A 24944-nucleotide genomic window follows, 5' to 3' on the forward strand; every position below is an offset into this window, starting at 1 on the left:
ATTGGCAGGTTGACATCTTGCTTTAATTTTATAAAATAGTTTTTCTAAATCCTGCTTTGAAAGAGTAACGCCAATGAAGTAAGTCATTTTCTCATCATTATTATTTTCAATTTTTGATGTGCAAAATAGATTTTACTCAAGGCAAAACTTATCTTTTGGTTCTCAAACCACATTTACGATAAATAGAATAACTCCGTTATTTATAGCTTTATTTCATACTATTTTGTGCATCCTCAATATGAGGGTTCATACCATGCAACAGGCATGTATTATTTCCAATCTGAGTTTGACTTTCCCTGCTCAAACAATGTTTGATCAATTTAATTTTGTGCTTTATTCAGGTCAAACTTCAGCTTTAATTGGTCGAAATGGTTTAGGTAAATCATTACTTTTTCAGATTTTACATTTACAGCATCTTTCAAATATAGCGTATAGCGGTCAAATTTCGTGGCATATACAACATGACTACTTAGCACAATTGCAACGTCTGGATACAGAAACTATTGCGCAAGCCTTAGATGTTGATGAGTTATATGACGCTTTTCAGCGTATTGAAGACAATAATGCCAGTTTTGAAGATTATGATCTGGTTGAAAATGCCTGGGATCTGCCACAGAAATGGCAGCAAATTTTGCAAAATGCACAATTACCCATTGATTTAAATTATCCAATACAGCAATTGAGTGAAGGACAAAAAACCAAACTCGCCTTATGTCGTTTATTCTTAAAACCAGATCATTATTTGTTGTTAGATGAACCGAGTAATCATCTAGACGTGCAATCTAGACACTGGTTAATCGAATCAATCTTGGGCCATCCTGCTGGTGTGTGCTTGATTAGCCATGATCGACAATTGCTTGATCAAGTTCAGCATATTTATGCATTGACAGAATTGGGACTGCAACATGTTGGTGGCAATTATACCGACTACTTCGAACTGCATCAGCAACATGTCAATGCCTTAACCCAGTCGATTCAACAAGAAAAACGTGAATTGAAACAGTTAAAACAACAGCAACATGCAAGTTTAATGAAAGCTCAGAAGCGTCAGCGTAAAGGCACACAACTGCGTGACTCAAACTCTCAAGCTAAGATTTTACTCGATTTTAAAAAGGAGCAAGCAGGACAAAGTTTTGGAAAATTACGGACTCAACAACTTCGTCAAATAGATCAATCGCAACGTGATTTACAGGACAAGCAAATCACTTTAGAAAAAATTAAACCACAAAAGTTTGACTTTCAATTGACCAGCAATCGACATGGTGAGATTTTGCGAATCAATCATTTAATATTGCCCTATGCATCGACACAAAAAATCAAACTGTCGCTGCGAGCGGGTGAAAAGCTTCAGCTTAAAGGTGCAAATGGAATAGGCAAATCAACCTTGTTAAAAATGATTGAACATCATCAAAATCATGACATCTTCCTGAATGGTGACTGTCTATATCTCGATCAGAACTTTAGTGTGTTAAAGGATGATCTCAGTGTAATAGAAAACCTAGGCATGTTTAATCCTGATATTTCAGAAGTTGAATGGCGAAAACTCTTGGGTCAATTGCGTATTCGCCGTGAAAAAGCACTGTTAAAATTGGCGCAATTAAGTGGTGGTGAAAAGCTTAAAGTCGCATTATTAGCGATCAGCCATACAGCTAGAAGTATTGATTTACTTTTATTGGATGAACCTGAAAATCATTTGGATATCGAATCTAGAGCACTTCTTGCACAAGCGATTGCGCAGTTTCAGGGTGCAGTCATTTTGGTTTCACATGATGAATGCTTTATTGAACAATGTGGAATAGAAACATCCTATTTACTTGATTCATGAGTGTTGGTTTTGAATCATTGATTGGCAGATAAAAACGTTGACAAATTCTCCGCCAATGGCTTTTGCCATATGGTGGAATAGATTCAAGATATTTTAAATATTTGAGGTTTGAATTCGAGTTTCAGGTACATTGCACCAGATAACCACTTACCTGTGATTGATCACACCAAAAGACGTAACAAATTCCACCACTTCCAAAATAAACTTCCCCATTCCCCATAGCTGGAAGGTCACTATCAAGTTGCATCAGAAAATTCATTTTTTTATTGCAAATTGGACAAATTAAAACTTGTGCACCCTGTATCCATGTAGGTTCACCGCCTAATCTAAAAAGATTTTCTCGACCATTTGAGCTTCCCCAGCTTTGATATGCCCAACGGGATGGTGTTTCTGATAAACAAATCTGAGTGTTTTTAATGGCTAAATCTGGATAGTTTTCAACGACAGTTGTATTGTCCATTTTAGTCGGTTTACCCAGCTGATTATGTTGATAGAAAATTTCACTATATTCATTTAGTTCTCGAATATGCATCCCAAGCGTTAAGCTTTTTAAACTTTTAATACTTAAATCATTGGGTATTTCATCAAATGTGATGAGGTGAATAAATGGATTGTGTTCATCATCTTGGATCAACCCACCAAATGCATAGGCTTTATCAATTGGCTTCAAACGCCAAGTCGGATGTTGTGTTTTATTGAGATAAATTAAATGTTCGTGATGAAAATAATTTTCTGGAAATTTAAAATGATAAAAAGGATTTGGACAATAATTTTCTATCTGTCCATTGCTGACTGTAAACCCCACAGATTCTAGACCTTCAAGTAGATACGCTTCTGAATCTTCGCTTTCAAATATATTATTTTCTCGTGCAAACTGATAAGCAAAGTTAAGTGTTTGTAAATCCCTTGTTTCAATCAAACAACGATAGAGTTTTTGCTGATCAGATCTTGGCGTCATAGGATCTTTGATTTTCGCAATAAATGGCTGTATATGTGCTACTGGTAAATTTCTCCAAGGATATTCAGCATAAAATGCAGATTGATTTGGCTTTAATTCAAAAATAGTTTCTAAATATGGGTGGAGTAATTCCGGAAATTGTAAACTGGCATATTCAATTACTGCTTCTGCATTTTCATTTCGCTGTTGTTTTAATATGTCAAGAGATTTAACAATAAGCTTAGAAAAAGATGCTTTATCAACATAGCTGAGTGAATCATTAAATATTGTTGCCCCTTTTTCGAAATTCATTAGAAATAATCTACAAAAAATAAAAGCGGCTTCCTCATTATCAATAAACTCAAAAAGCCTCTCATAAAGGTTGGGAAGTTTCCAAGCATATTCTTTAAAGTCTGCAATTAAATTTTCCGCATTTTCTTTCATTAAAAAATTCATCTAAAAAAGGATTAACATTATTGTGCGTTTATTAGTATATCCATTCAGTATAAATTCTCATAGAAATTCGGATCTTTATCTTTTCAACCAAAAGTTGATAAAACAATGAAAAGTCATTAAATAGATTTAATAATTTTCTTTTATTTTCGCTGTCCACCTCTTAAAAATATGAATATTTTCAATCTCTTGATTGCATTTTTATATTTTCAATACTGAATTATCTTTCATCAGCAACCGTATTGTGAAAGTCTAAAGATATCTGATTAATAATCTGTTGTTTCGCAACTTTTATATTTTAAATATCCATCTAGTGTTTATAAAATCTTTTAAAATAATCATTTGCATACAATTAAATATGAAAAAGAGAATAATCAGTTATAGATAAAATTAACCCAAAGATCATTTTTTATTGATGAAACAGATTTATTATTTTACACCTAAATAAAGATTGAATAAATCAACATTTATTCAATCTTTATCAGAACTTAGTGATTTAAATGTTTAAAATTAACCACAACTTGCTTGAGTAATTTTTTTAGTCACTGGATCGACAGTAACTGTCACACGTTCTACGCGATAATCCATGGTTACACCTTGATTTGGAGCAACCTTACGAACTATTGTGGCTTGTGTAAGCTGTTTAATTTTGGCTTCAGACATATCATTTTGACCAATCAATTGTGTCGCACGTTCAGCAATACAGGTGGTTTGCATATTTTGTGCTGATTGCTCTTGCGCAGCATTGGTCTGAACAGAAGAGCATGCAGAAATTGCTAAACTTGCAATACCCAAACCTATAATAGCGATATTTTTCATAAAGTGATCACTCTGGATTGTTTGAATTAAAGGCATAACATAACAAAAAAAGATAAGTTTAAAATATTTTTATATAAAACTCATACATTTATCATGCAAATAAAAACCAGTAATATATTACATATTACTGGTTTTTTTATTCAAAGTTATAGTTTTGTGCTTAGAAGTTAATTACTGTACGAATTGATTTTCCATCATGCATTAAATCAAATGCTTCATTAATATGATCCAAACCCATGGTATGTGTAACAAATGGTGCAAGTTGAATATCACCTTTCATTGCATCCTCAACCATGCCAGGTAATTGCGAACGCCCTTTAACACCACCGAATGCCGTACCTTTCCAAGTACGTCCAGTCACAAGTTGGAAAGGACGGGTAGAAATTTCTTGACCTGCACCTGCAACACCAATAATCACAGACTGTCCCCAACCTCGGTGTGCACACTCGAGTGCTGAACGCATTACATTGACATTTCCAATACATTCAAACGAGTGATCTACTCCCCATCCAGTCATTTCAACAATCACTTCTTGAACTGGCTTGTCATAGTCTTTGGGATTAACAAAATCTGTTGCACCAAATTCTTCTGCAAGTTTGAATTTCTCAGGATTGGTATCAATCACGATAATACGGCCAGCTTTAGCTTGGCGTGCACCTTGTACAACAGCAAGACCAATTCCGCCTAAGCCAAACACGGCAACAGAGTCACCTTCCTGTACTTTTGCCGTGTTATGTACAGCACCTATACCTGTGGTTACGCCACAGCCTAATAAGCATACATGTTCAGGATTTGCCTCTGGATTGATCTTCGCCAAAGACACTTCTGCAACTACCGTATATTCGCTAAAGGTTGAGCATCCCATATAGTGATAAATCGGCTCTCCATTATATGAAAAACGAGTCGTTCCATCCGGCATAACACCCTTACCCTGTGTCGCACGAACTGCTGTACACAAGTTGGTTTTTCCTGATTTACAGAATAAACATTCACCACACTCGGCAGTATATAAAGGAATTACATGATCTCCCGGTTGAACTGAGGTCACCCCTTCACCGACTTCGACCACAATGCCAGCACCTTCATGCCCTAAAACTGCTGGAAAAACACCTTCAGGATCATCACCAGATAATGTAAAAGCATCTGTATGACAAACACCTGTATGTGTAATCTTAACTAATACTTCACCTTTTTGTGGTGGGGCGACATCAATTTCTACAATCTTTAAAGGCTGTCCTGGAGCAAATGCAACTGCGGCACGTGATTTCATCGATAAATTTCCTTTTGGGTTTGCATCTTAACAGTTAGACTACAGTAACCTTTTTCACTTTACAGATTCAACCATTAACTTGATGATATGATTTAGTAAAATACAAATGATATTTTAAAAATGAATCATTTAAGAACATCTATATCTACTGTTGTATTGGCTCTTTTAATTACTGGATGTAGTTTGCCTATGAATCAATCACAAAAAGACCTCCAACATTCTCAAGTATATTTAGACCATTGGATTAAAGAACCTCAAGCAAAAAATATGCTGAGTCAAGGTTTAACCGCCTATCTCGCAATGAATGATGCTTTTCAAAGCATCGCCTCACGCATACACCTAATTAGAAAAGCAAAGTACACCCTTGATTTACAATATTATATTTGGGCTGATGACTTTATTGGCAATCTCATGCTACATGAATTACTCAAGGCAGCTGATCGTGGTGTAAAGGTCCGTTTATTGATTGATGATCAAAATGGAACCAAAATAGATCGACAATTAAGCGCACTACAGACTCATCCCAATATTTCGATCAAACTCTACAACCCTTATAAGTTCAGACACTTCCGTGTAATGGACTACCTTTTTAGAGCACAACGTATCAATCATCGTATGCACAATAAATTAATTATTGCTGATGGCGCAATCGCCGTGACCGGCGGACGAAATATCAGCAGTGAATATTTTGATGCCAGTGAATCTTTTCAATTCACAGATATGGATGTTTTGTTTTTTGGTCGCTCAGTAAATCGCGCCAACGAAGTCTTTACTGAATTTTGGAATTTTGAGCTGAGTTATCCAATCGAGCAATTTATTTCAAAAGGCACTGCACAGGATTTAATTGATTTAAGAAAAAGTTTTGAAAAACTTGAACAAGCTGAACACTCAACAGATGAAAAGGTAAATTTGGAGCAGAAAGAACTTGCCAATGAGTTGAATCAAAACAAAATCAATTGGGCTTATGCTGATTTTTTAGCAGATTCACCCAAGAAAAGCCTGGGACAAGCACAAGGCAATGAGTTGATTTCTCATCAAATCCATCAACATTTGGGTGATCCAAAGCAAGAAATGGATCTAATTGCTGCCTATTTTGTACCGACTCAAAATGGGACTAATTTCATCAATCAATTTCCAAAGAAAAATGTCAATGTTCGGATCTTGACGAACTCCTTTGTCGCAAATGATGTTGCTTTAGTACATGCTTTTTATCAAAAATATCGTGTTGATCTATTAAAAAACGGTGCAAAACTCTATGAGTTTAAGCCCTATATAGAACGAAAGCGACGTACATGGTATGAAGTGGTGACTGGAAATATCATCCCAAAAAAAGGCAAGAATAAATCCAGTTTACATGCGAAATTTATCAACATCGATGATAAAGTCTTCATTGGTTCCTTTAACTTAGATCCTCGATCATTCAATATCAATACTGAAGTGGGACTTGTGGTTCAATCCGATCCCTTACAAGAGCAAATTTCACACCTACTAGATAAGACTTTATTAACTGTAGCCTATGAACTTCGACTCGATTCTCAAGGCGAACTCATATGGCTAGATCACCAAGCTGATGGAAAAATTTTAGAGCATCATGTTGATCCGGAAACCACCAGATTCCAAAGATTTATGATGTATAGTGTCTCCTACCTGCCACTTGAATGGATGATGTAAGTTTATTGTAATGACAATTGATATGCTTTATTTAATAAAATGAGTAATTTTATAAATAACATTCAAACAAACACAGCCCTTTAATCTCTTTGACCAGTTCGATATCCGTATATCCTGCTTGTTTTATACATTGAAAATGCTCATGTTTAGACATATACAGTTCATTGTTCTGCATAGCTTCCTCAGCAAAGATATGATCACAGACCAGATAAATTGCATCATACTTTAATAGTTTTTTAATTTGTTGATGAAACTGGCTGGCATATTGTTTGTGACGTAATTCATGTAAAGCCTGATGGATAATCACCGCGTCGAATTTACCCAGTGAATTGTTCCAGTCATCTTGCTTAAAATCCTGTATCAGATATTCTGCTCTGGCCAACTCAGCTGCAGATAGCCTACTTTTAGAAAGCTCATGCATGGGTTCTGAAAAGTCCAAAGCAGTATATAAAATATCTGGGCACTGACTTAATAAATGCTTTGCAAAGAAGCCTGGACCTGAACCAATTTCTAAAACATGAAAGCCTGACTCTTGCTGACCTTTAAACTGCTTTTCTTTGTATAAGTTCTGAATAAGATTGACATAATAATCAAAAAACTCATATCTCCATGGGCGTTTCTGATTGACCTCTTCAGCCCATCGTAAAGCATCTTGCGGATTTCTTAAATCAATTGGACTGCTAACATCCTGAATATTCATTGTCCTTTTTCCTTAAAAACAACCAACAATTGCATGTTATTTAGACATATTTTTTAGCAATAGGGAAAATGATTCAATAAAAGTTTGTAATAGTTCTTATCCAAGCGATTCAAAATTTTCGAAGTTATTTATTCAGCCTGATGCCACTATGAAATCAACTGTTTAATATGAACAGCATGAGTTAAAACTTATGGTTCATTATTCAAAGTTTAACTTTTAGCTTAGTGAGTTTTTAATTGTTGGATTGCCATTTCTAAAGTATCAAAAACTCTTTTATCTACACATTGAGTGACATTAAAACGCATAAATTGCCCTGCTTCATCCATCTGACTAAATGAATTTCCTGGTGCCAGAATTACACCATACTTTAAACAAAGCTTGGAAAGTTCAGCCGCTTGTATGCCTTTGGGTAAGGTACACCATAGAAAAATCCCAGCAGTAGGAATGATCCATGGTCGTATTCCCAATCGGGATAATTTCGGAATCATCTCATTAGTTAATTTAAGCAACTGTTTCTTAAGCCAATCTAAATGCTTTGGATAACTGCTGTCCATCAGTGCCTGATAAATAATTTCTGCATTTAAAAAACTATGACTAAAATTAGTGGCGATTCTAAGATCGATTAAGCTTTCAACCAATTTCGGGTCAGCAATGATATAACCACAACGGACTGCTGCTGAAAGTGTTTTAGTAAAACTGCCAATTTGAATGACATGTTTAAATCCTGTAAACGACGCATATCTTGGTGCGGGTGTATATTCAAAATCTGCAAAAATTTCATCTTCAATAATCATCAGATCTGTTTGTTCTACTAACTTTGAAATTTGATACACCGTTTGTAATGAAATCACAGTACCTGTTGGATTGTGTATACCTGAGTTGGTTAAATATATTTTAGGTTTTAGTCTCAATGCTTGTTCAAATTTTTCTACATCTGGACCATTTTTTGTAAACGGAATAGCAACTGCTTTGAGATGATGTGCTTTAATTAAAGCTCGAAAGTTAAAATAGCAAGGATCATCAATTAAAATTACATCACCTGCTGTCAGTAGGTATCTGAAAATAAGATCAATTGATTGTGTTGCTGAATCTGTAATCATAATTTGATTCAGTTGAGATTTTAGTTGATAAAGTTCCTTTTTCCTTGCGATGAGTTTACGTAATTCAAGGTGTCCATGAGGTATCGCATAATCAATTAACATCACTGCATCAGACTTTGCCGCCTGTTTTAAAGCCTTACGTACAGAATGTTCAGGCATCCAACTGGTTGGCAACCAACCACAACCTGGTTTGAGCACTTCATTTTTTGCCTCAAGGGATTGCCTTGAAATCCATAAAGGATCTATTTCACGTTGGTATTGCGTTTCAGGTTCTACAAATAAAATCTCATCTGTTTTCCCCAGCACATAATAACCTGAGCCAAGACGTGATTCCAAAATACCTTCCGCAACCAGTCTTGCATAAGCTTCTACAATAGTTGAAACAGAACAATTGAGTTGAGCTGCAAGCTGTCGTACAGATGGCAGACGTGAACCTGCTATCAAACTTTTATTGGAAATTTGATCTTTAATAATTTGAATGGTTTGTTCTATTTTGGTTTTAGCCATTGAGTAACCATGTAATTGATAGATTTATATTCAATACTCTTAAAACTGTACTGCTTTAAATAGCATAACAGTTTTTTAAAATTGTATCGTAGTGTCTATGGGTTTATAGATTAAATCAGCGTTAAATCATCATAAACTTAGTGAGCGATTTATGATGGATAAAACAAATATTGGCTGGATCAATGGCTTTATCGGCGTTGCAATTTTCGCTGGATCTTTACCTGCTACACGTATTGCGGTTATGGGATTTAGTCCAGAATTTTTAACCACAGCCCGTGCTGCAATTGCGGGTGTAATTGGATTACTTTGTCTTTTGCTTTTACGCCAAACCAAGCCCAATTTTGCACAATTTAAATCTTTAATCATTGTTGCTTTTGGTGTGGTGATTGGATTTCCATTATTTACAGCACTCGCACTGCAAACAGTATCCTCAGCACATGCGATTGTATTTGTTGGATTGCTTCCCTTATCTACAGCCATATTTGCTGTAATACGCGGCAATGAAAGACCTGCTCTGCAATTCTGGTTATTTGCCCTTATTGGCAGCGCCATTGTGATTGGGTTTATGTTTTATGAAAATCGTAATTTAAGTTTTAGTTTGGGTGATCTCTATATGCTGGCATCAATTATCACCTGCGGATTAGGTTATGCTGAAGGTGGTAAACTTTCTAGAGAATTGGGTGGATGGCAAGTGATTTGCTGGGCATTGGTTGTATCTTTACCATTGATGCTGGTTGGCAGTCTATATTATTTACCTACTAGCTTTGAGAACATTCACTGGCCAGAAACATTGGGCTTAATCTATGTTTCCTTATTTAGTATGCTGATTGGTTTTATTTTCTGGTACAAAGGCCTAGCTCTAGGCGGAATTGCAACAGTGGGACAAATCCAATTGGTACAACCTTTTATAGGTTTGATGCTTGCCGCACTATTGTTGGGGGAGCATGTGAGCATTGCAATGGTCATCGTATGCTTCGCCGTTGTGATCTGTGTAGCGATGGCAAAACGCTTTGCATAAAAATGATATCAAGCTTACTTAAAGTAAGCCTGTTTCTTTAAATAAGCTTTTATAGGCTTCAGCTTTTTTGTCCAATGCCAAAGGATAAGCTCTGGATGAAGACGGCATCCGATATAAAGTTAACTCTCTACCACAATACTGCACATTTGAAGAAAGCCCAATCTGAGGTTTTTCAGTTTCCGCTGACATTGATAACATCAATGTGTCCGTTGCTTTATCTCCTGTTGTCATAATGTTGTGACATTCAGGAATTTGTAGCAAAAGTTGAGATAAATCTGTCGGAGTTTCAATCTGTAAAAATTTATCGGAAGCATTGCCTTTCAAACGAATCACTTGATAAGCTGTGTCAAAAATCGCAATTCCCTTTTCAACTAAAAAATTACGAATCAAAGGCTCTTTAAAATTTTTGTTAGGTAAATCTAAAAAGTGATCTTTATTTTCAAAGAAAATAAGCCCAAAAATACGCCACATATCATTTTGATAGTTGGGATAATAGAAGTCCATTTTCCAACGTTCTTTGGGTGGTGGAAAGCTACCCAACATCAACAGTTTAGCATTTGATGGTAAAAATGGTTTAAGTGGATGGGTTTCTATACTAGATTCAGACATTTATAGATAAATAATTAAAATTATATGGCTATCTTAGCATTTTTGCTGTGCAGCATAAATGTCAATTTATGGGGTTTATGTGAGAAGACAAGCATAAATAAATTGTTTATCGTTTTTTGTAGACCTTATAAAATATAAGAAACCACTCTTATGAGTGGTTTAGGTCTAACATTAGCAAATACATTAAAGCTCAATAACCATTCGCTTTTAACTTAACTTTGAAAGGCTCAGATTGAGCTTCTACTGCTTCTTTTAGTTCGGGCGTAATTTCAGCCCCCATTTCTTCTAACATTAATATTGCAAATTCAGAAGCACTTTCTGCAAAATCTTTATTATTGATCAATGTCTTAGATAGTTTTATATTCTTTGGGAAATCTGGAAAAAATTCATTAAAATCCTTTTTATCTTCAATCCCTAGATAAATAAATCTTCTCCAGTCATTGGTTTTAAGATCACGAACAAAGATAACATCTGCTTGGGTCTGCATATTTTTTTTAAACATTTCATCTTGAGATCGCATTGGAACCACACAAACTTCCCCAACGCTAGAGATATAGTTTAACTTTGGTTTTAGCAATGAAAAATCAATATTTTTATAAGAATCATCTTTAGCTAAATCCTGTTGAATTTTTACATCTTCTCTATATTTAGCATCACTGATCCACTCACCGGATGAAAAGGTTTGCCCTTGATGATTAGGCTTGAGTTTACGATCATATTCAATCTGATCATAATAATGAATGATGTCATCAAGTGTGCCATTTTTTAAGATTTCAATTTCTTTATCACCTTGCTGCTTAAAAATTTCATAGCTTTTTTCGCATTGTAAATTTTCTGCAAAAGAAAGACTTGATGCTAAAGTTGTTAAAGCAATCATCATTAATTTTTTCATGAAATATCCCCTCTGTCTTTTGGGGAATACCATACGCATAATTAACTCAAAAATAAACTTTTGCTTAGAGATTTCTTCATCAATGATGCTTTTGGGTAAAATTCAACCTCATATAAATCAAATCAATTTAACCCGTCACACTTTCATAAGATGAAATTTCTAATAAAATATGTAAAACACTTGAATTTGTAACTTTTTCAAGTTATGGTAATAAAAATCATTGCACAAATTGATAATTTATTTAATAGTTAGGTTTTTAAAGAATTGTCGAAAGGCAACTTAACTCAATATTTATCAATAATTTTTTATTCACATTAAAAATCAATATATTATGAACAGTAAACTCGTTATCACACTATCGTTGATCTTTGTTGTTACTGCTTGCAGCAAAACACCGGATCAGAACACGTATAAACAAACCGATCGCCCTACTGTGACAGCACAATTTGAACAATCAGATGAAATGATTAGTAAATATCTCGATCAGTTGGATGATCCAAATACGACATTAGATGATAAAAAAAGAATTGTATGTGTAGATTATCCTAAGGAATATAAATCGAATTACATGCCAAGTTTGCTTAAACTGAATCCAGAAAATTATACTGAAGCGAAATTGCTTTCAGATTTAGACATTGCTTTAAGTTATTATAAAGAAAAGGAAAATATTCAATGTCCTTAAACTTCTGGAGTTTTTAACACATTGCGGACTTAAATTTGGTAAAAATACGTGATGTAACCTCTTTTGCCCAAAGTTGATAGATGTCTTGACTGGGATGGAATCCATCACTCGCCATTTGCAGATTTAATGTATTAAAATGCGCTAAATCAAAATGAATCAATTTATATTTTTCATTATTTTCAATAAATTGGGCTAATTTCTTATTCATTGCACCTGAATATTGTCCAAACAACCACGCCAATGGATTTGGCAAAGCTGGAAATAAATTCATTGGCGGTACACCAGTAACCAAAATCAATTGTGGCGCAAATTTAGACTCAATGGTGGCATAAAACTGTTTTTGCTGTTGTATCCATTTTTTGGGGGAACGTAGTTTTGTCACATCATTGACGCCAACTGATGTAATTACAACATCAAATTTTTGGTTGGGTAATTGTTGCGTTCTTTCCAAAACTTGCAAAGTGGTATCACCTGTCCTTGCTTCAAGTAGATATGTCACTTCGAAATCTGTACAAAGCTCATTTAAAATTGATCCCAGCAATGCTTGTTGTTGATTTTCAACACCGACGCCTGCTGCGGCTGAATCGCCTAAAATTAAAACCGATAAAGCTTGACCATTGCCCAAAACGCCATGACGAATTCCTTTGGCTTCAGGTAATCTTGGTGTATTTTTCTTGACTCGATAACCCTGAATAAGTAGAGCAGGTACCAAGACAAGTGTTGAAAATTTTAAAAACATAAGAATACCCAATAAATTCAACAGGTTTAAGATTCGTCAGAGTCAAAGGTAATTTAAATTGGTCTTGATTGTTCACATCGTTCAGAAAGTAAGTCAATGTATGCTCACTGTGATGGTCTATAGATTTTGTTTTGCTAATAAATCCAAAAGACCCTGTCGGGTCTTTTACAGATCAAATGCGAGTCTACATATAAATGAAATGTATCAACCTAATTTATTCACCAATTTTAATGGCAATACTTTCATTGCGAGTCCTATAGGTAACCATGGCCATTGTGGAACATAAGCCTTAACTGGTTGTTTTTCTATGGCTTTCACCAATAAATGTGATCCGGTTTCCACATCAACTTCAAAAGGAAGTTTTTTGGCACCTTCATTGATTTCAGTGCGGATATAGCCAGGGAAAATCGTCGATACTTTAATTTGAGTATCTATTAATTCAGCACGAATTCCTTCTGCCAAGGCAGCTACACCTGCTTTACTCGCGCCATAGGCAGTCAAATGTTTAGGCATACCACGAATAGCACTCATTGAAGAAATCACCACCAAGTGCCCAAACGTTTGTTCACGAAAAATCTCGACAGCCACCTCACATTGGGCCAATGCTGATATGAAATTGGTTTCAACAGTTGCCCGGTTAATTTCGAATTTACCATTTCCAATGCGTCGTCCTTCACCAACACCTGCATTGACAATAATTCGATCCAATGTTCCAAAATCCTGTTTAAATTCACGAAATACCTGAAAGACCTGTTCATAATTGGTCACATCCAATATTTTTGTAATCACTTTAACACCATATTTAGACTCCAGCTCTTGCTTTAAACTTTCAAGCCTTTCTATACGACGGGCACATATCGCTAAATTATACCCTTTTTGCGCAAATTCTCGTGCCATTCCTGCACCAATTCCAGAACTTGCGCCAGTGATTAAAATCGTTTTTGCCATGATAGATTCCTTCAACAATTTTTATATTTCTAAGTGTGAGCTTAAATCCAAGTCAATAACTGTGGATCTTCAACCTTAATAAAATGATGTTCATTTAAACTGAGCAATTGCGGTTCATTCCCCACCAAACGTAACGTGGTCAGACTGGTATTGGCAATTGCCCAATTGAGTGCGAAAGTTTTGTTAGGGCTCAAATCCAAAAGTTTGCCTGCAACAACTGAAATTACGCCACCAGAGGTAAAAACAATTGCATAACGAGGTTTGCTTTTAGCTAAATCATCACACAGATTTTGTAGTGCACCTTCAACACGGTTTTTAAAATCTGGCCAGGATTCATCATATTCATGATGATATTCACCCCCTGTCCAACGATTAATGGCGCCTTCAAAAATCTGGGCTAAGTAAGCACGAGGACTTTTTTCTCTAGCCACATCTTGTTTGAGTAAATGTGGTTCATTGAATCGAGGATCATATTGAGCAAAGACCTGTTGATGGTTAAACTCATTCCAATTGTGGTCAGTGACAACTGCCACATCTGCAAAACTTTCAGCCAAAGCAAAGTGAGCTGTTTGTTGATGCCTTTGCATTGAGCCTGCAACGACATAAGGTGCTTCTTTCAAAATTTTATCGAGATATTGACCCAATAACTTTGCCTGTAATTCACCATTTGGGGACAATTTATCGTAACTTTCAGCACCAAATGATGCTTGCCCGTGACGTACCAAATAGATTGTGGTCATTTCCCTAAAATTTCCTTAAACTTCTCAATGTATTTCTGGGCAACTTCATTGGCTTCAATTTTCTGAATGCCAATCAATTTTAAAGCGCGAATATGTAAAGCATGGATGACAATCCAAAAATCTTTAAATGCTGGATTATCCGTCTGCTTATGGTAATAACGATAGTAAATTTGCTGCGCAATGACTGCTAAACGAAAAATTCCAAAGACCTCATAGAAAGTCCAATTTTCAGGTTTTAATCCTGTTTTTTCCAAGTAATAATCCACAACTTGTTTTCGGCTAAACATACCTTTAAGGTGAGTGGGTTGTCTTCGGGTAGACTTAAAAATTTGATTATCAGTATCTTCAACCCAGTATGCCAAAGCAGAACCTAAATCCATGAGAGGATCGCCAATAGTTGCCATTTCCCAATCCAATACACCAATCACCTGTGTTGGGTGATGTGGATCAAGAATGACATTATCAAAACGCCAATCATTATGAATCACGCAACTGGTCGAGTCAGCAGGTATATTTTCGTTCAACCATTTACGGACAAATTTAAAACTTGGCACATTGAGGGTATGTGCTTTTTCATAACGACCATCCCACCCTTCAACCTGACGACGACAGTAACCATCGCCTTTCCCAAGTTTTTCCAATTCAGTACCCTTAAAGGGAACTTGATGTAATTCGATCAGCTTATCGAGAACATTGGTACACAACTCTCGAACCAGTTGTTCATTAAAATTAAGTTCAGGGGGAAGTTTTGCACGGGGAATGATTCCTTCAATGCGTTTCATCACATAGAAATCACATCCAATCACGGATTCATCTTGGCAAAGTGCAACCATTTCAGGTAAGACTGGATAATAGGGTGCGAGCCATTTCTGTACATGATATTCACGTGCCATATCATGAGCAGATTTTGCCTTTGTGCCTTTAGGTGGGCGACGTAAAATTAAATCTGCATTACTATATTTTAAACGATAGGTCCAATTGGAAGCACCACCTGAATACTGGGTGACTTCAACGGGACCTATAATTTCCGAGCCATTCTCAATCAACCAATTGCCGACTGCACGAATGTCTAGTTCTTCACCTTCACGTACTTTTCCACCAACATCAATAACCGACATGCTTTTTCCCTGAATTTTGTATGTTTTAAATCAAAAAAATGTAAATAGTAAGCTGAGTTTGATTTTATGTACTGACTGTTTTATGTATAACATTTTTAAGATAAAACAGTCAGCATTCAACTGTTACTTTTTCTTTGAACCATATCCCCGTTTTTTTAATTCTAATTTTGCAATCATTCCTTTATGAACTTCATCAGGTCCATCTGCTAAACGTAAGCTTCGTGCTTGAGCAAAAAAACCAGTTAAAGGTGTATCTCGAGAAACGCCCATTCCCCCATGAATTTGGATCGCCATATCCACCACTTTTTCAAGGACAGAGGGTGCAACGACTTTAATGGCCGAGATTTCAGTAAGTGCTGCCATATTACCCTGAGTATCCATTTTATAGGCAGCGTATAAAGTTAACAGTCGAGCCTGATCGATTGCTACTCGCGCTTCCGCAACACGCTCTAAATTCCCACCCAACTTTAAAATTTCTTTACCAAAAGCACTGCGGTTCATACCTCGATCAATCATTAATTCAAGTGATTTTTCTGCAGCACCAATACAACGCATGCAATGATGAATACGTCCTGGTCCTAAACGACCTTGTGCAATTTCAAAACCTTGTCCTGCTCCACCGATAAAATGACTGACAGGCACACGGACATTGTTGAAACTAATTTCGCCATGACCATGTGGTGCATCGTAATCGCCAAATACGGGTAACATACGTTCGATCGTTACACCTTGCGTATCCACGGGAACCAGAACCATCGAATGTTGATGGTGTCGATCTTTACTTGCATCAGGTGTATGTGCCATAAAAATAATGATTTTGGCATTTGGGTCACCTAAACCTGAAGACCACCATTTGCGACCATTTAAGACAATTTCATCACCATCCACTACAGCAGTTGCCTGCATATTCGTTGCATCTGAGGAAGCAACAGCAGGTTCTGTCATACAAAATACTGAACGAATTTTGCCTTCCAATAAAGGTTGAAGCCATTGCTGCTTTTGTTGCTCAGAACCATAACGCCAAATAACCTCCATATTGCCACTATCTGGCGCATTGCAATTAAATACGGTTGGTGCAATTAAACTACGGCCAGACAGTTCTGCAATGTGAGCATATTCCTGCACAGACAAGCCAGCCCCCAATTCTGGATCTGGCAGAAACATGTTCCATAACCCTGCATCTTTTGCTTTATTTTTAAGATTTTCCAATTGTTCTGGCCATTGCCATTTTGTCCAATCACCGCCTTGATTAAGAGAATGGACTTCATTCCAAAATTCAGTTTCTACAGGTTCAATTTCATTTTCTATAAACGCTTTGGTCCGCTCTACATATTCTTTTGCACGTGCTGAAAGCTCAAACATTTTTCTCTTCCTGTAAAATATTTTGATCACTATCTGAATAACGACCCTTTACTTTACATTAGCTGAAAATCTATTATGAACCAAATGATTTAATTCAATACTCAACTATGAATATGATTCATAATAATGCCCATCTAGACATATCAATTTTTAATCATGTTGATATTAATTTATATCCGCTTTTTATCAGCATCTATGAGCAAAAAAGCATTTCTAAAGCAGCAAAAATATTATGTATCACCCAATCAGCTGCGAGTCATGCTTTACAGAGATTAAGACAACATTTACAAGATGATTTGTTTGTTCGTACAGGCAGTAAAATGTTGCCTACGCCATTTGCAGAACAGATTTATCCAACTGTGAAGAATGCTTTGTTTGCTTTTCAAAATATTTCAAAACAAAAACAACAGTTTGATCCCCATTCAATACAAACATTAAAAGTTGCTGTGCATGATGAAATTGAACCTATTATTTTTCCACAGTTAATTCAGCATTTTCAGAAATTAAATTTAAATATTCAATTTCTAAGTAGCAAACTAGATCGTAAAAATGTAGTTGCTGATTTAGCCACCCAGCAAGTTGATTTTGTGATTGATTTAGAACAAAACTACGCTGAAAAAATTAGTTATCAAAATCTGGTTCAAGATCAATTTGTGATTTGCACTCAACATAAGCAAATGAATCAAGCGCTTTATTTCTCATCTCCACATATAGGTGTGTCTTCACGCCGTACAGGGGTACTAATCGAAGATATCTATTTAAATAAAGAACAGTTCAGTCGACAAATCTTTTTACGTTGTCAACATTACTCAACTGCCCTTCAAGTTTTAGCACAGTATCCCGATGCTATTTTAACCATCCCAAAACAAATTTTGGCACATCTATATATTGAAGATTGTATTCATATTTTTGATCTACCTGTTGAGTTACCAGTATTAAATATGGGGATGTATTGGCATCAAGCACTAAATGAAAATTCTCGGCATGTTTTTCTAAGAAATGAAATTTTTAAAATTTTTGCTTAGGCTATTTATAAAATTTCTATATCAGTTCCTGTTCCTAAGCCCCCAACAATTTTAGAACTTTCAACTACAGTCGTTCTGGTTTTTTCTTCTGGCTTGGCATTACTGACATTTTTAAAGACTATCTCATTCCTCCCTATTGCTCCTTGTGAATTAAAAAATCTGAGTTAAGTTCATTTAATAAAAATTTATATATAACACACCTTAAAATCAATATTAACAACTATAAAAAATAATCTTTATTTATGTGGAAAATTTATCAAAAAATATGCCATACCTAAAAAAATTATTGAAATAAAAACTGAAAAATAAATAATATATTGTATATAGAAAAATTTAGGATATTTCAGCAACATTTCACTTAGTTGTTCCTTATCAATTAAATAATAAAAATCTTTTCCATAAAGTTTTTTGAATTTAACATTTTTCTTTATATTTAATATTTCCCTCCAAAAAACGATGGGCAACAAACTTATAAAGTAACAATCAAATGTTCCCAATGGGAATCTAAAATACTTTTCATCATAAAAAATAATTCTACAAATTCCTTTTAAATTATAAGAAATATAAATGTATTGTATTATATAAAAAAGAAAAAACAGAAACAGAAAGAAAAAGTAAAGTACAGAATAAGTAAACACCCTGTTTTCAATAAACAAATTTATGAATTGGCTCATTTATTATTACTCGATATGTCATATATAAATCCTGATAATTTTCCAGAGCCCTCACTAACTCCCCAACCAAGCAAAGCTGATGTTCCAGCAGCTAGACTAAACACGTCATCACATCTCGCATAATCCCTATTTATATGCATTTAATCATATTCACAGGTATAATTTTTATAAAAACTTATATACAACACCCCCTATAATCACTAAAAACACTGACAACAAACCACAAAAATAAATCAAATACTGAATGTAGAAAAATTTAGGATATCTCAGCAACATTTCATTTAATTGACTTTCACCAACTGGATAGTAAAACTCTTTCCCATAAAGTTTTTTAAATTTAAAATCCTTTTTTATATTTAATGTTTCCCTCCAAAAAACGATTGGAAACAAACTAATAAAAAAACAATTAAAAGGCTCCAATGGCAATCTAAAATATTTTTCATCATAGAAAATAATTTTACAAATTCCTTTTAAATTATAGGAAATATAAATGTATTGTATTATATAAAAAATAAAAAATAGAAATAAAAAAATATAGCTAAGAACAAATAAGATAAATAGGCCGTCTTCATATAATAAATTAATTATTTTTATATACTCGATCATATATATACCCTGCACCAATCCCAAAAGATTCACTACCTCCCCAACCAAGCAAAGCAGAAGCTCCTGCTGCTACACCGAGCACGATCAGAGATGTTCCCCCTGATGCTACAGTTATCACAATAAAAGCTCCTGCGGCTCCTCCCGCTAAGCCCCCAACGATTTTAGAACTTTCAACAACAGTCGTTCTGGTTTTTTCATCTGGCTTGGCATTGGCAATCGCATTACTGGCATTATAAACATCCAATGCCAAGAATAAATGACCTCCACCCTTTACAACTTTACTCATTTTTCCAAGCTCACTCATTTTTTTAACATACTCTCTCATTCCGCCCTTGTATGTTGCCCCTCGTGCCAGACTAGATTGACTGATCATTCGTCGCATATTGTTGGTCTGAATAGACTGATCCCATTTAAATATTCTTTTTGCCGACTCTCTATTTAACTCCTCATAGAGATAAGCATACTTCTGCCTAAAGGCTTTAAAATTTTTAGGGTTGGCCAAACCAGAACCTTTGGCTTTTTCTTCTGCCATTTTTAATGCCAATTCGCCATGTATTTTATTCATCCTTTGCGCTACACCATTGGAAAAACTCAATGCACCATCAATTCCACCTTTTGTGATTGCTCCCCATGCCACTCCACTGTCATTTGAAGTATTGTCAAATTTTTGTACCAAAGGATGATCATTGTTTTTAAAAATATCATGCTGAGTGATCTCCGTTCGACTGTCATTGAACGCATCATAAAAAAATTCATAGTTTTGAGCGAAAAATGTCGCATCAAAATCCTGATCTTTTTTCATTCGTTCTAAATTATTTTGAGCCTCTTGAGCATCTTTTTTATATTGCGTAAGTTCCTTTGCTGTCGTCGAGTTAGATAAAACAATCACTTGCCCTGGGCTTAACAATACAATCGCAGCCATATTCGCGATATGTGGATTATTGGCTCTCAACGTATCCCAGTCTGATGCAATCAAAGGCTTTTTAAAAACTCTTTTTGACCAATCCAGCATCGTTTCTGTTTTTTTAATCAGATACCATGCGACCTCTCCATCATTCAGATAGATTTCCTTTATATTTTCTTTTACATTCTTGGTAATCTCTGATGTGATTTTAATGGTATATGTACTGTGTGTTTCTTGGTTAGGATAAGCTTTTGCTGCAATTTTCTGAAGAATTTCTCCACGTAAATACACCTCATAAATCAATGTAGTATTTGCATTATATATTTCAGTCCATCCTGTTAATCCTTGTTCATCAAACCGCCCTTCAAAGATAGTTTTTTTCTTGGTATGGTTATTTGTGACAACAAATTTATACGTCAAATCTTTTAACTTTAAAGGTTCTTGTACTGTTAATTTCAAACGACTATAAAACATATTTTTATCCTAATCTTTACTGATTTCTTCTTGTGCATCTTCTATGTCTTTCACCATAACTCTTGCAACAATTGTTTGCGAAGTTGGTGCTGTTTTTAGCTTCATCAATCCTTTTTGATCAGTAATACCACTGTAAACATTGCCATCCTCATCAATGACAATATATTTCTTATCTGAAAGCGCTTGATCGTCTTTATTTTTCACTTGGTATTGAAGAATGTATGGATTATTAAGATCTGGTAGAGCCACTTGCATATTCTCAATTTTTGTCCCATCCTTAAATTTATGCTGACCAGCATTAACCTCAAATAAACGATCCGTTTCGCCTAAAATCCCTGCACCATTAAGTGTAAGCTTTGAAGATCCGCCCTTAATTTGAACCTCTTTCGGACTACTGATTACAATTTTGTCGTCGGTCGATGCGATTGTGATCCCCAGTTTGGCAAATATATCAAGCGCATTTGATTGTGCATGAATATTGAATTTACCTTGAGCAGCAATGAAATTAATTCCATTCATGACAGCAAATAAACTAATTCTATTCTGTGCATGTGCAATTAAGTTTTTTTGAGTGCTGAGGTGGATATTACCTTGTGCAAGACTATTGATCTGACCATCAGCAGATAAATGAATATCTTGTGCTGTTGATAAACCAATTCCTGTAGGTGAAGTCAACAACATCATATTTTGATTAAATTGAGCAATATCAGTTTGAATTTGCTTAGCAAACTGCTTGAGATTATTTAATAGTTCAACTTCGTCTGTTTTTTGATTTTTTGCGAAATTATTCAGTGTTTGTACAAACTGTTCGGCACTATTCAATTGATTTTTAGCTTCATCTGCATGCAAATGCTGACCGGAAGCTTGTGATTGTGGATAGGTGGAAAGTAATAAGCCATCTCCTGCCCGAATCGCACCCCATTGATCCGTCCTTAACTCAAAGCCTTCACCACGCCCCTCACTTTCTGCTGTTTCTTTAGGGTAACTCAGATTCCCCAAATTCAATTGACTGGCACCATGACTGGATTGGAGCTGACTACTGATTTGCCCTGTACTATCGTCAAAACGAAGCTGACCGAAGCCCTCCCCAGCAACCTCTTTTGAACGGATACCACTGAGCTTTTTGGTGTCAGGTAGCTTGCCTTTAATATCGAACTTGGTTGGACTACGATGTCCTTCATGAATTCGTCCAGTCACAAATGGACGATCAAGGTTCCCCTCAAAGAAATCTACTGCGACAATCTCGCCAACACGAGGGAGGAATCTTGCACCATAGCCTTCACCCGCCCAAGGTGTCAGCACATCCACCCAAGCAGAGTCGGTATCATTATCATTTGAACCTGCACCACCATCATGGGCATGATCTTCTGTTCGGGTAAACAAGAAGCGGATTTTAATCCGTCCCCATTCATCGACATAGATTTCTTCACCATCACCCACCACGATAGCACGTTGAACATATGTATTTTGGCGATGTATCAGTGGATCGTATTCGGGGACAACCTCAATACTTCGACGCACAATCATCAGCTCATTGGCTTGACGTTCTTGTTGACTGTCTTTGTTAATTTGCCAATGGCTTAGGGTAAGTAGTTTTTCGATTTGATCTTGAATGTCTTTGGGAAAGTTGTTCTGATTGTAAAAATGCTTGCTCAATATTAGCATCTCATTATTTTCACGATGATTTCTGTCCAGCTCCGGATGACCTGTTAACTTAAACCAATAGCCAACCTGTAGGTCACGTACACTACTTTGAGCCTTGAAATATTTAGCTTGCAAGGCTTGGTAGCTATTCAGTTGGCTATTGAGTTTATCCAGTTGATGATTGCCTGATGTCGTGGCCTGATCTTCACCTTTAAGATCACGAATCCAAGCAGGTGAAATACTCCATGCTTGTTCTAAACTTAAACTTTCGTTGTCTCTATGAGCACTATGTTTATGTGAGCTTAGCACTGTACCTGCGCCATCTTCCTGACTTAAACTGTCTGCATGCCAACGTTGTAGATGGATCGCTGTTGACTGTAAATTCCGTTGAGCAATTAAACTGGTGATACTGTCATAAGCTTCTGTTGCATCTGAGCGATGATAACGGATGTTACGGCGTTCAAGTGCCTTGAATTGATCATTACGATCAACTAATCTAAGTTTCTGTGGTTCGATATTCTGATTATAGTTTAAAGTAATATAATTAGATTCATCAATTAGCCAACTAATTGATTCCTCACGTAAAATCCGAGTCAAATATGTGTGGTCAGATTCGTTAAATTGCATTGAAAATGGGCGTACATCGTAGGTCTTGCTGAGGCCACTCAGGTCCAGTTTTAAACTGGAGGCAAACAAAGCACTTTTAGAGACCCATTCATTGAAAATAATCTCTAAAATCTCAGGAACACTTTTATCTAAAAATACCCGACTATTGCGTCGTTTATGCCATAAGCTCGTTGCGTCTTGCAGGGTCAAGCGATAAAGCGTAAAAGCACCATCACTCTGCCCTTGTGAGGCACCTGTAATAATCCCAGTCGTTCTAAACAGCTTGCCTGAATCTGTGACTTGATCCACTGACACTTGGCAAGCGATAAACTGTTTGAGTTCAATAAATGGATTCATTGAAATACAGATCAATTCTACAGACAAGCCCTCATTGAGGGCATGATAACCATCAATTCGTTGCAACATCACTTGTGAACTGAGTTCCGAATTTGAAAAGTGAACGCTAATCGCCCGTTTTTGTGTCCCAAAGCCCAGTTGATCCAAAACAGTAAAAATATTATTAAGCATTATTATGACCTTATTTTTAATATAGAAAAACTTAACAAAATGATTAGTAAATCTCTATTTTAATCATTTCTATATTGTTTCAAATTATTTAAAAAAATATTATTTTTTATATACTTATCATATTTATATTAACTTTTGAGACGATTATCATGATTATCCTGTACTCAATTGCTTAGGCTATTTATCTCTCTTCTCTTTCGATTATTATTATTCTTGTTTATGGTGATATTTTTGATTAAAATGCAGGTGAAAATTTAGACATTTTTAAATAAAAACAACGTATAGGAAACTTATGAACCCTTTTGAAACTCAGACTTCTACGTCTCAGCCTCACCCTGCTTCGTTTACCCCCAATAAAGATAACCCTTTTTCACCTAAAGGGCGTTTTGGTCGCCTGTCTTATCTGGCTTGGCTGTTTATTATCAGCATGCTCTACACATGCGTACTGTTTATTATTGCTGGTCTTGCCGTTGTCGCGCTCATGCAAACAGGAAGTCAAAATCCTGCTGCTTTACTGGAGTCTAGCTTAGGCTATTTTGTTATTTTCCTTGCTGTTGCTGTGGTTATTGCTTTCACCGTGGTCAATATTTGTATCGCGATCCGACGTATACATGACTTAAATAAAAGTGGTTGGCTCTGGTTGTTATTTTTGATTCCGCTTGTGAATATTTTCTTTGGTATATATGTAATGTGTGCCAAAGGTACTGAGGGCAATAATAACTATGGTCCACAGCGACAGACAGAACAAACAGAAAAGTTACTCGGTAGCTTATATGCTGTTTTCTTAGCTATTTTTATTGTGGCTTACGGTTCGATTGCAGTATGGGTGATTTCAATGCAAGGTAGCATTCCACAAAGCATGGATAGTATGGAGATGAGTGAGCATGATACTTCTAACTTAGAACAGGAACTTGCGCAAGCAGCTCAAGAGCTTGAACAAACAAGTGATGAAATCGAACACTCAGCACAAGATGCTGAACAAAGTACTGAAACAGAACACCTAAATGAAGACAGTCACTCCAATACGCAAGAAGTCAATCAAAGATAATGCTTTATGCGTGCTAAAGAGGTCTGATAGAGACCTCTTTTTTTA

General features: G+C 35.7%; 20 protein-coding genes. 6 read left to right on the forward strand and 14 right to left on the reverse strand.

Annotation, left to right across the window (positions count from 1 at the left end; translation table 11 throughout):
• Positions 1 to 253: 253 nt before the first annotated feature.
• Entirely contained in the window at positions 254 to 1825 is a 1572-nt protein-coding gene (locus OSH00_RS05850; RefSeq protein WP_266129646.1) for an ATP-binding cassette domain-containing protein, read from the forward strand.
• A gap of 121 nt (positions 1826 to 1946) precedes the next feature.
• On the opposite strand, the gene OSH00_RS05855 is transcribed toward OSH00_RS05850, so the two are convergent.
• From OSH00_RS05855 to OSH00_RS05865, 3 genes are all read right to left on the reverse strand, one after another.
• Positions 1947 to 3206 carry a hypothetical protein gene (locus OSH00_RS05855; RefSeq protein WP_266129647.1) on the reverse strand — a complete coding sequence of 420 codons (1260 nt, stop codon included), beginning with the start codon at positions 3204 to 3206 and terminating at the stop codon, positions 1947 to 1949.
• 519 nt (positions 3207 to 3725) lie between these two features.
• Entirely contained in the window at positions 3726 to 4034 is a 309-nt protein-coding gene (locus tag OSH00_RS05860) for an I78 family peptidase inhibitor (RefSeq protein ID WP_266129648.1), read from the reverse strand.
• Positions 4035 to 4194: 160 nt separating this feature from the next.
• Positions 4195 to 5304: an S-(hydroxymethyl)glutathione dehydrogenase/class III alcohol dehydrogenase gene (locus OSH00_RS05865; RefSeq protein ID WP_266129649.1), complete on the reverse strand. Its 1110-nt coding sequence runs from the start codon at positions 5302 to 5304 to the stop codon at positions 4195 to 4197.
• A 189-nt stretch (positions 5305 to 5493) separates the two neighbouring features.
• On the opposite strand from OSH00_RS05865, the gene OSH00_RS05870 reads away from it, so the two are divergent.
• On the forward strand, positions 5494 to 6975 hold the full coding sequence (locus OSH00_RS05870; RefSeq protein ID WP_266129650.1) for a phospholipase D family protein: 1482 nt from the start codon (positions 5494 to 5496) through the stop codon (positions 6973 to 6975).
• A 49-nt stretch (positions 6976 to 7024) separates the two neighbouring features.
• Here OSH00_RS05870 and OSH00_RS05875 read toward each other — a convergent pair whose 3' ends face one another.
• Complete coding sequence (locus OSH00_RS05875) at positions 7025 to 7675, reverse strand: class I SAM-dependent methyltransferase (RefSeq protein WP_266129651.1); 651 nt, start codon at positions 7673 to 7675, stop codon at positions 7025 to 7027.
• Between the two features lie 221 nt (positions 7676 to 7896).
• Positions 7897 to 9282: an aminotransferase-like domain-containing protein gene (locus tag OSH00_RS05880; RefSeq protein WP_266129652.1), complete on the reverse strand. Its 1386-nt coding sequence runs from the start codon at positions 9280 to 9282 to the stop codon at positions 7897 to 7899.
• Between the two features lie 154 nt (positions 9283 to 9436).
• Here OSH00_RS05880 and OSH00_RS05885 point away from each other — a divergent pair, with 154 nt between their 5' ends.
• Positions 9437 to 10300, forward strand: a complete 864-nt coding sequence (locus OSH00_RS05885) for a DMT family transporter (RefSeq protein ID WP_266129852.1) — start codon at positions 9437 to 9439, stop codon at positions 10298 to 10300.
• Between the two features lie 18 nt (positions 10301 to 10318).
• Here OSH00_RS05885 and OSH00_RS05890 read toward each other — a convergent pair whose 3' ends face one another.
• Both OSH00_RS05890 and OSH00_RS05895 read right to left on the reverse strand, forming a co-directional pair.
• Complete coding sequence (locus OSH00_RS05890; RefSeq protein WP_266129653.1) at positions 10319 to 10909, reverse strand: uracil-DNA glycosylase family protein; 591 nt, start codon at positions 10907 to 10909, stop codon at positions 10319 to 10321.
• 190 nt (positions 10910 to 11099) lie between these two features.
• Entirely contained in the window at positions 11100 to 11801 is a 702-nt protein-coding gene (locus OSH00_RS05895) for a hypothetical protein (protein ID WP_266129654.1), read from the reverse strand.
• A gap of 331 nt (positions 11802 to 12132) precedes the next feature.
• On the opposite strand from OSH00_RS05895, the gene OSH00_RS05900 reads away from it, so the two are divergent.
• On the forward strand, positions 12133 to 12483 hold the full coding sequence (locus OSH00_RS05900; RefSeq protein ID WP_266129655.1) for a hypothetical protein: 351 nt from the start codon (positions 12133 to 12135) through the stop codon (positions 12481 to 12483).
• Positions 12484 to 12496: 13 nt separating this feature from the next.
• Here the strand turns inward: OSH00_RS05900 and OSH00_RS05905 are convergent, their stop codons facing one another.
• The 5 genes from OSH00_RS05905 to OSH00_RS05925 form a co-directional block, all read right to left on the reverse strand.
• Positions 12497 to 13222, reverse strand: a complete 726-nt coding sequence (locus OSH00_RS05905; protein ID WP_266129656.1) for an SGNH/GDSL hydrolase family protein — start codon at positions 13220 to 13222, stop codon at positions 12497 to 12499.
• A gap of 204 nt (positions 13223 to 13426) precedes the next feature.
• Positions 13427 to 14170, reverse strand: a complete 744-nt coding sequence (locus OSH00_RS05910; RefSeq protein WP_266129657.1) for an SDR family oxidoreductase — start codon at positions 14168 to 14170, stop codon at positions 13427 to 13429.
• A gap of 41 nt (positions 14171 to 14211) precedes the next feature.
• On the reverse strand, positions 14212 to 14910 hold the full coding sequence (locus OSH00_RS05915; RefSeq protein WP_266129658.1) for a histidine phosphatase family protein: 699 nt from the start codon (positions 14908 to 14910) through the stop codon (positions 14212 to 14214).
• A complete protein-coding gene (locus OSH00_RS05920; protein WP_266129659.1) occupies positions 14907 to 16028 on the reverse strand; it encodes a phosphotransferase family protein in 1122 nt (373 codons plus the stop codon). The genes OSH00_RS05915 and OSH00_RS05920 overlap by 4 nt, the downstream gene beginning before the upstream one ends.
• Positions 16029 to 16151: 123 nt before the next feature.
• Positions 16152 to 17390, reverse strand: a complete 1239-nt coding sequence (locus OSH00_RS05925) for an acyl-CoA dehydrogenase family protein (protein WP_266129660.1) — start codon at positions 17388 to 17390, stop codon at positions 16152 to 16154.
• A gap of 107 nt (positions 17391 to 17497) precedes the next feature.
• Between OSH00_RS05925 and OSH00_RS05930 the strand changes: the two genes are divergently transcribed.
• Positions 17498 to 18415, forward strand: coding sequence for a LysR family transcriptional regulator (locus OSH00_RS05930; protein WP_266129661.1), 918 nt, complete (start codon positions 17498 to 17500; stop codon positions 18413 to 18415).
• A 1254-nt stretch (positions 18416 to 19669) separates the two neighbouring features.
• Here the strand turns inward: OSH00_RS05930 and OSH00_RS05935 are convergent.
• Together OSH00_RS05935 and OSH00_RS05940 are read right to left on the reverse strand one after the other, a co-directional pair.
• Positions 19670 to 21073 (reverse strand): hypothetical protein, encoded by a 1404-nt coding sequence (locus OSH00_RS05935; protein WP_266129662.1) that lies wholly within the window; start codon positions 21071 to 21073, stop codon positions 19670 to 19672.
• Between the two features lie 9 nt (positions 21074 to 21082).
• The gene (locus OSH00_RS05940) at positions 21083 to 23851 is read right to left on the reverse strand and encodes a type VI secretion system Vgr family protein (RefSeq protein WP_266129663.1); all 2769 of its coding nucleotides are present in this window, start codon (positions 23849 to 23851) and stop codon (positions 21083 to 21085) included.
• 292 nt (positions 23852 to 24143) lie between these two features.
• Here OSH00_RS05940 and OSH00_RS05945 point away from each other — a divergent pair, with 292 nt between their 5' ends.
• Complete coding sequence (locus OSH00_RS05945; RefSeq protein ID WP_266129664.1) at positions 24144 to 24899, forward strand: DUF805 domain-containing protein; 756 nt, start codon at positions 24144 to 24146, stop codon at positions 24897 to 24899.
• The last annotated feature ends 45 nt before the right edge of the window (positions 24900 to 24944 follow it).

Source organism: Acinetobacter nematophilus (assembly GCF_026344175.1).
GTDB lineage: Bacteria > Pseudomonadota > Gammaproteobacteria > Pseudomonadales > Moraxellaceae > Acinetobacter > Acinetobacter nematophilus.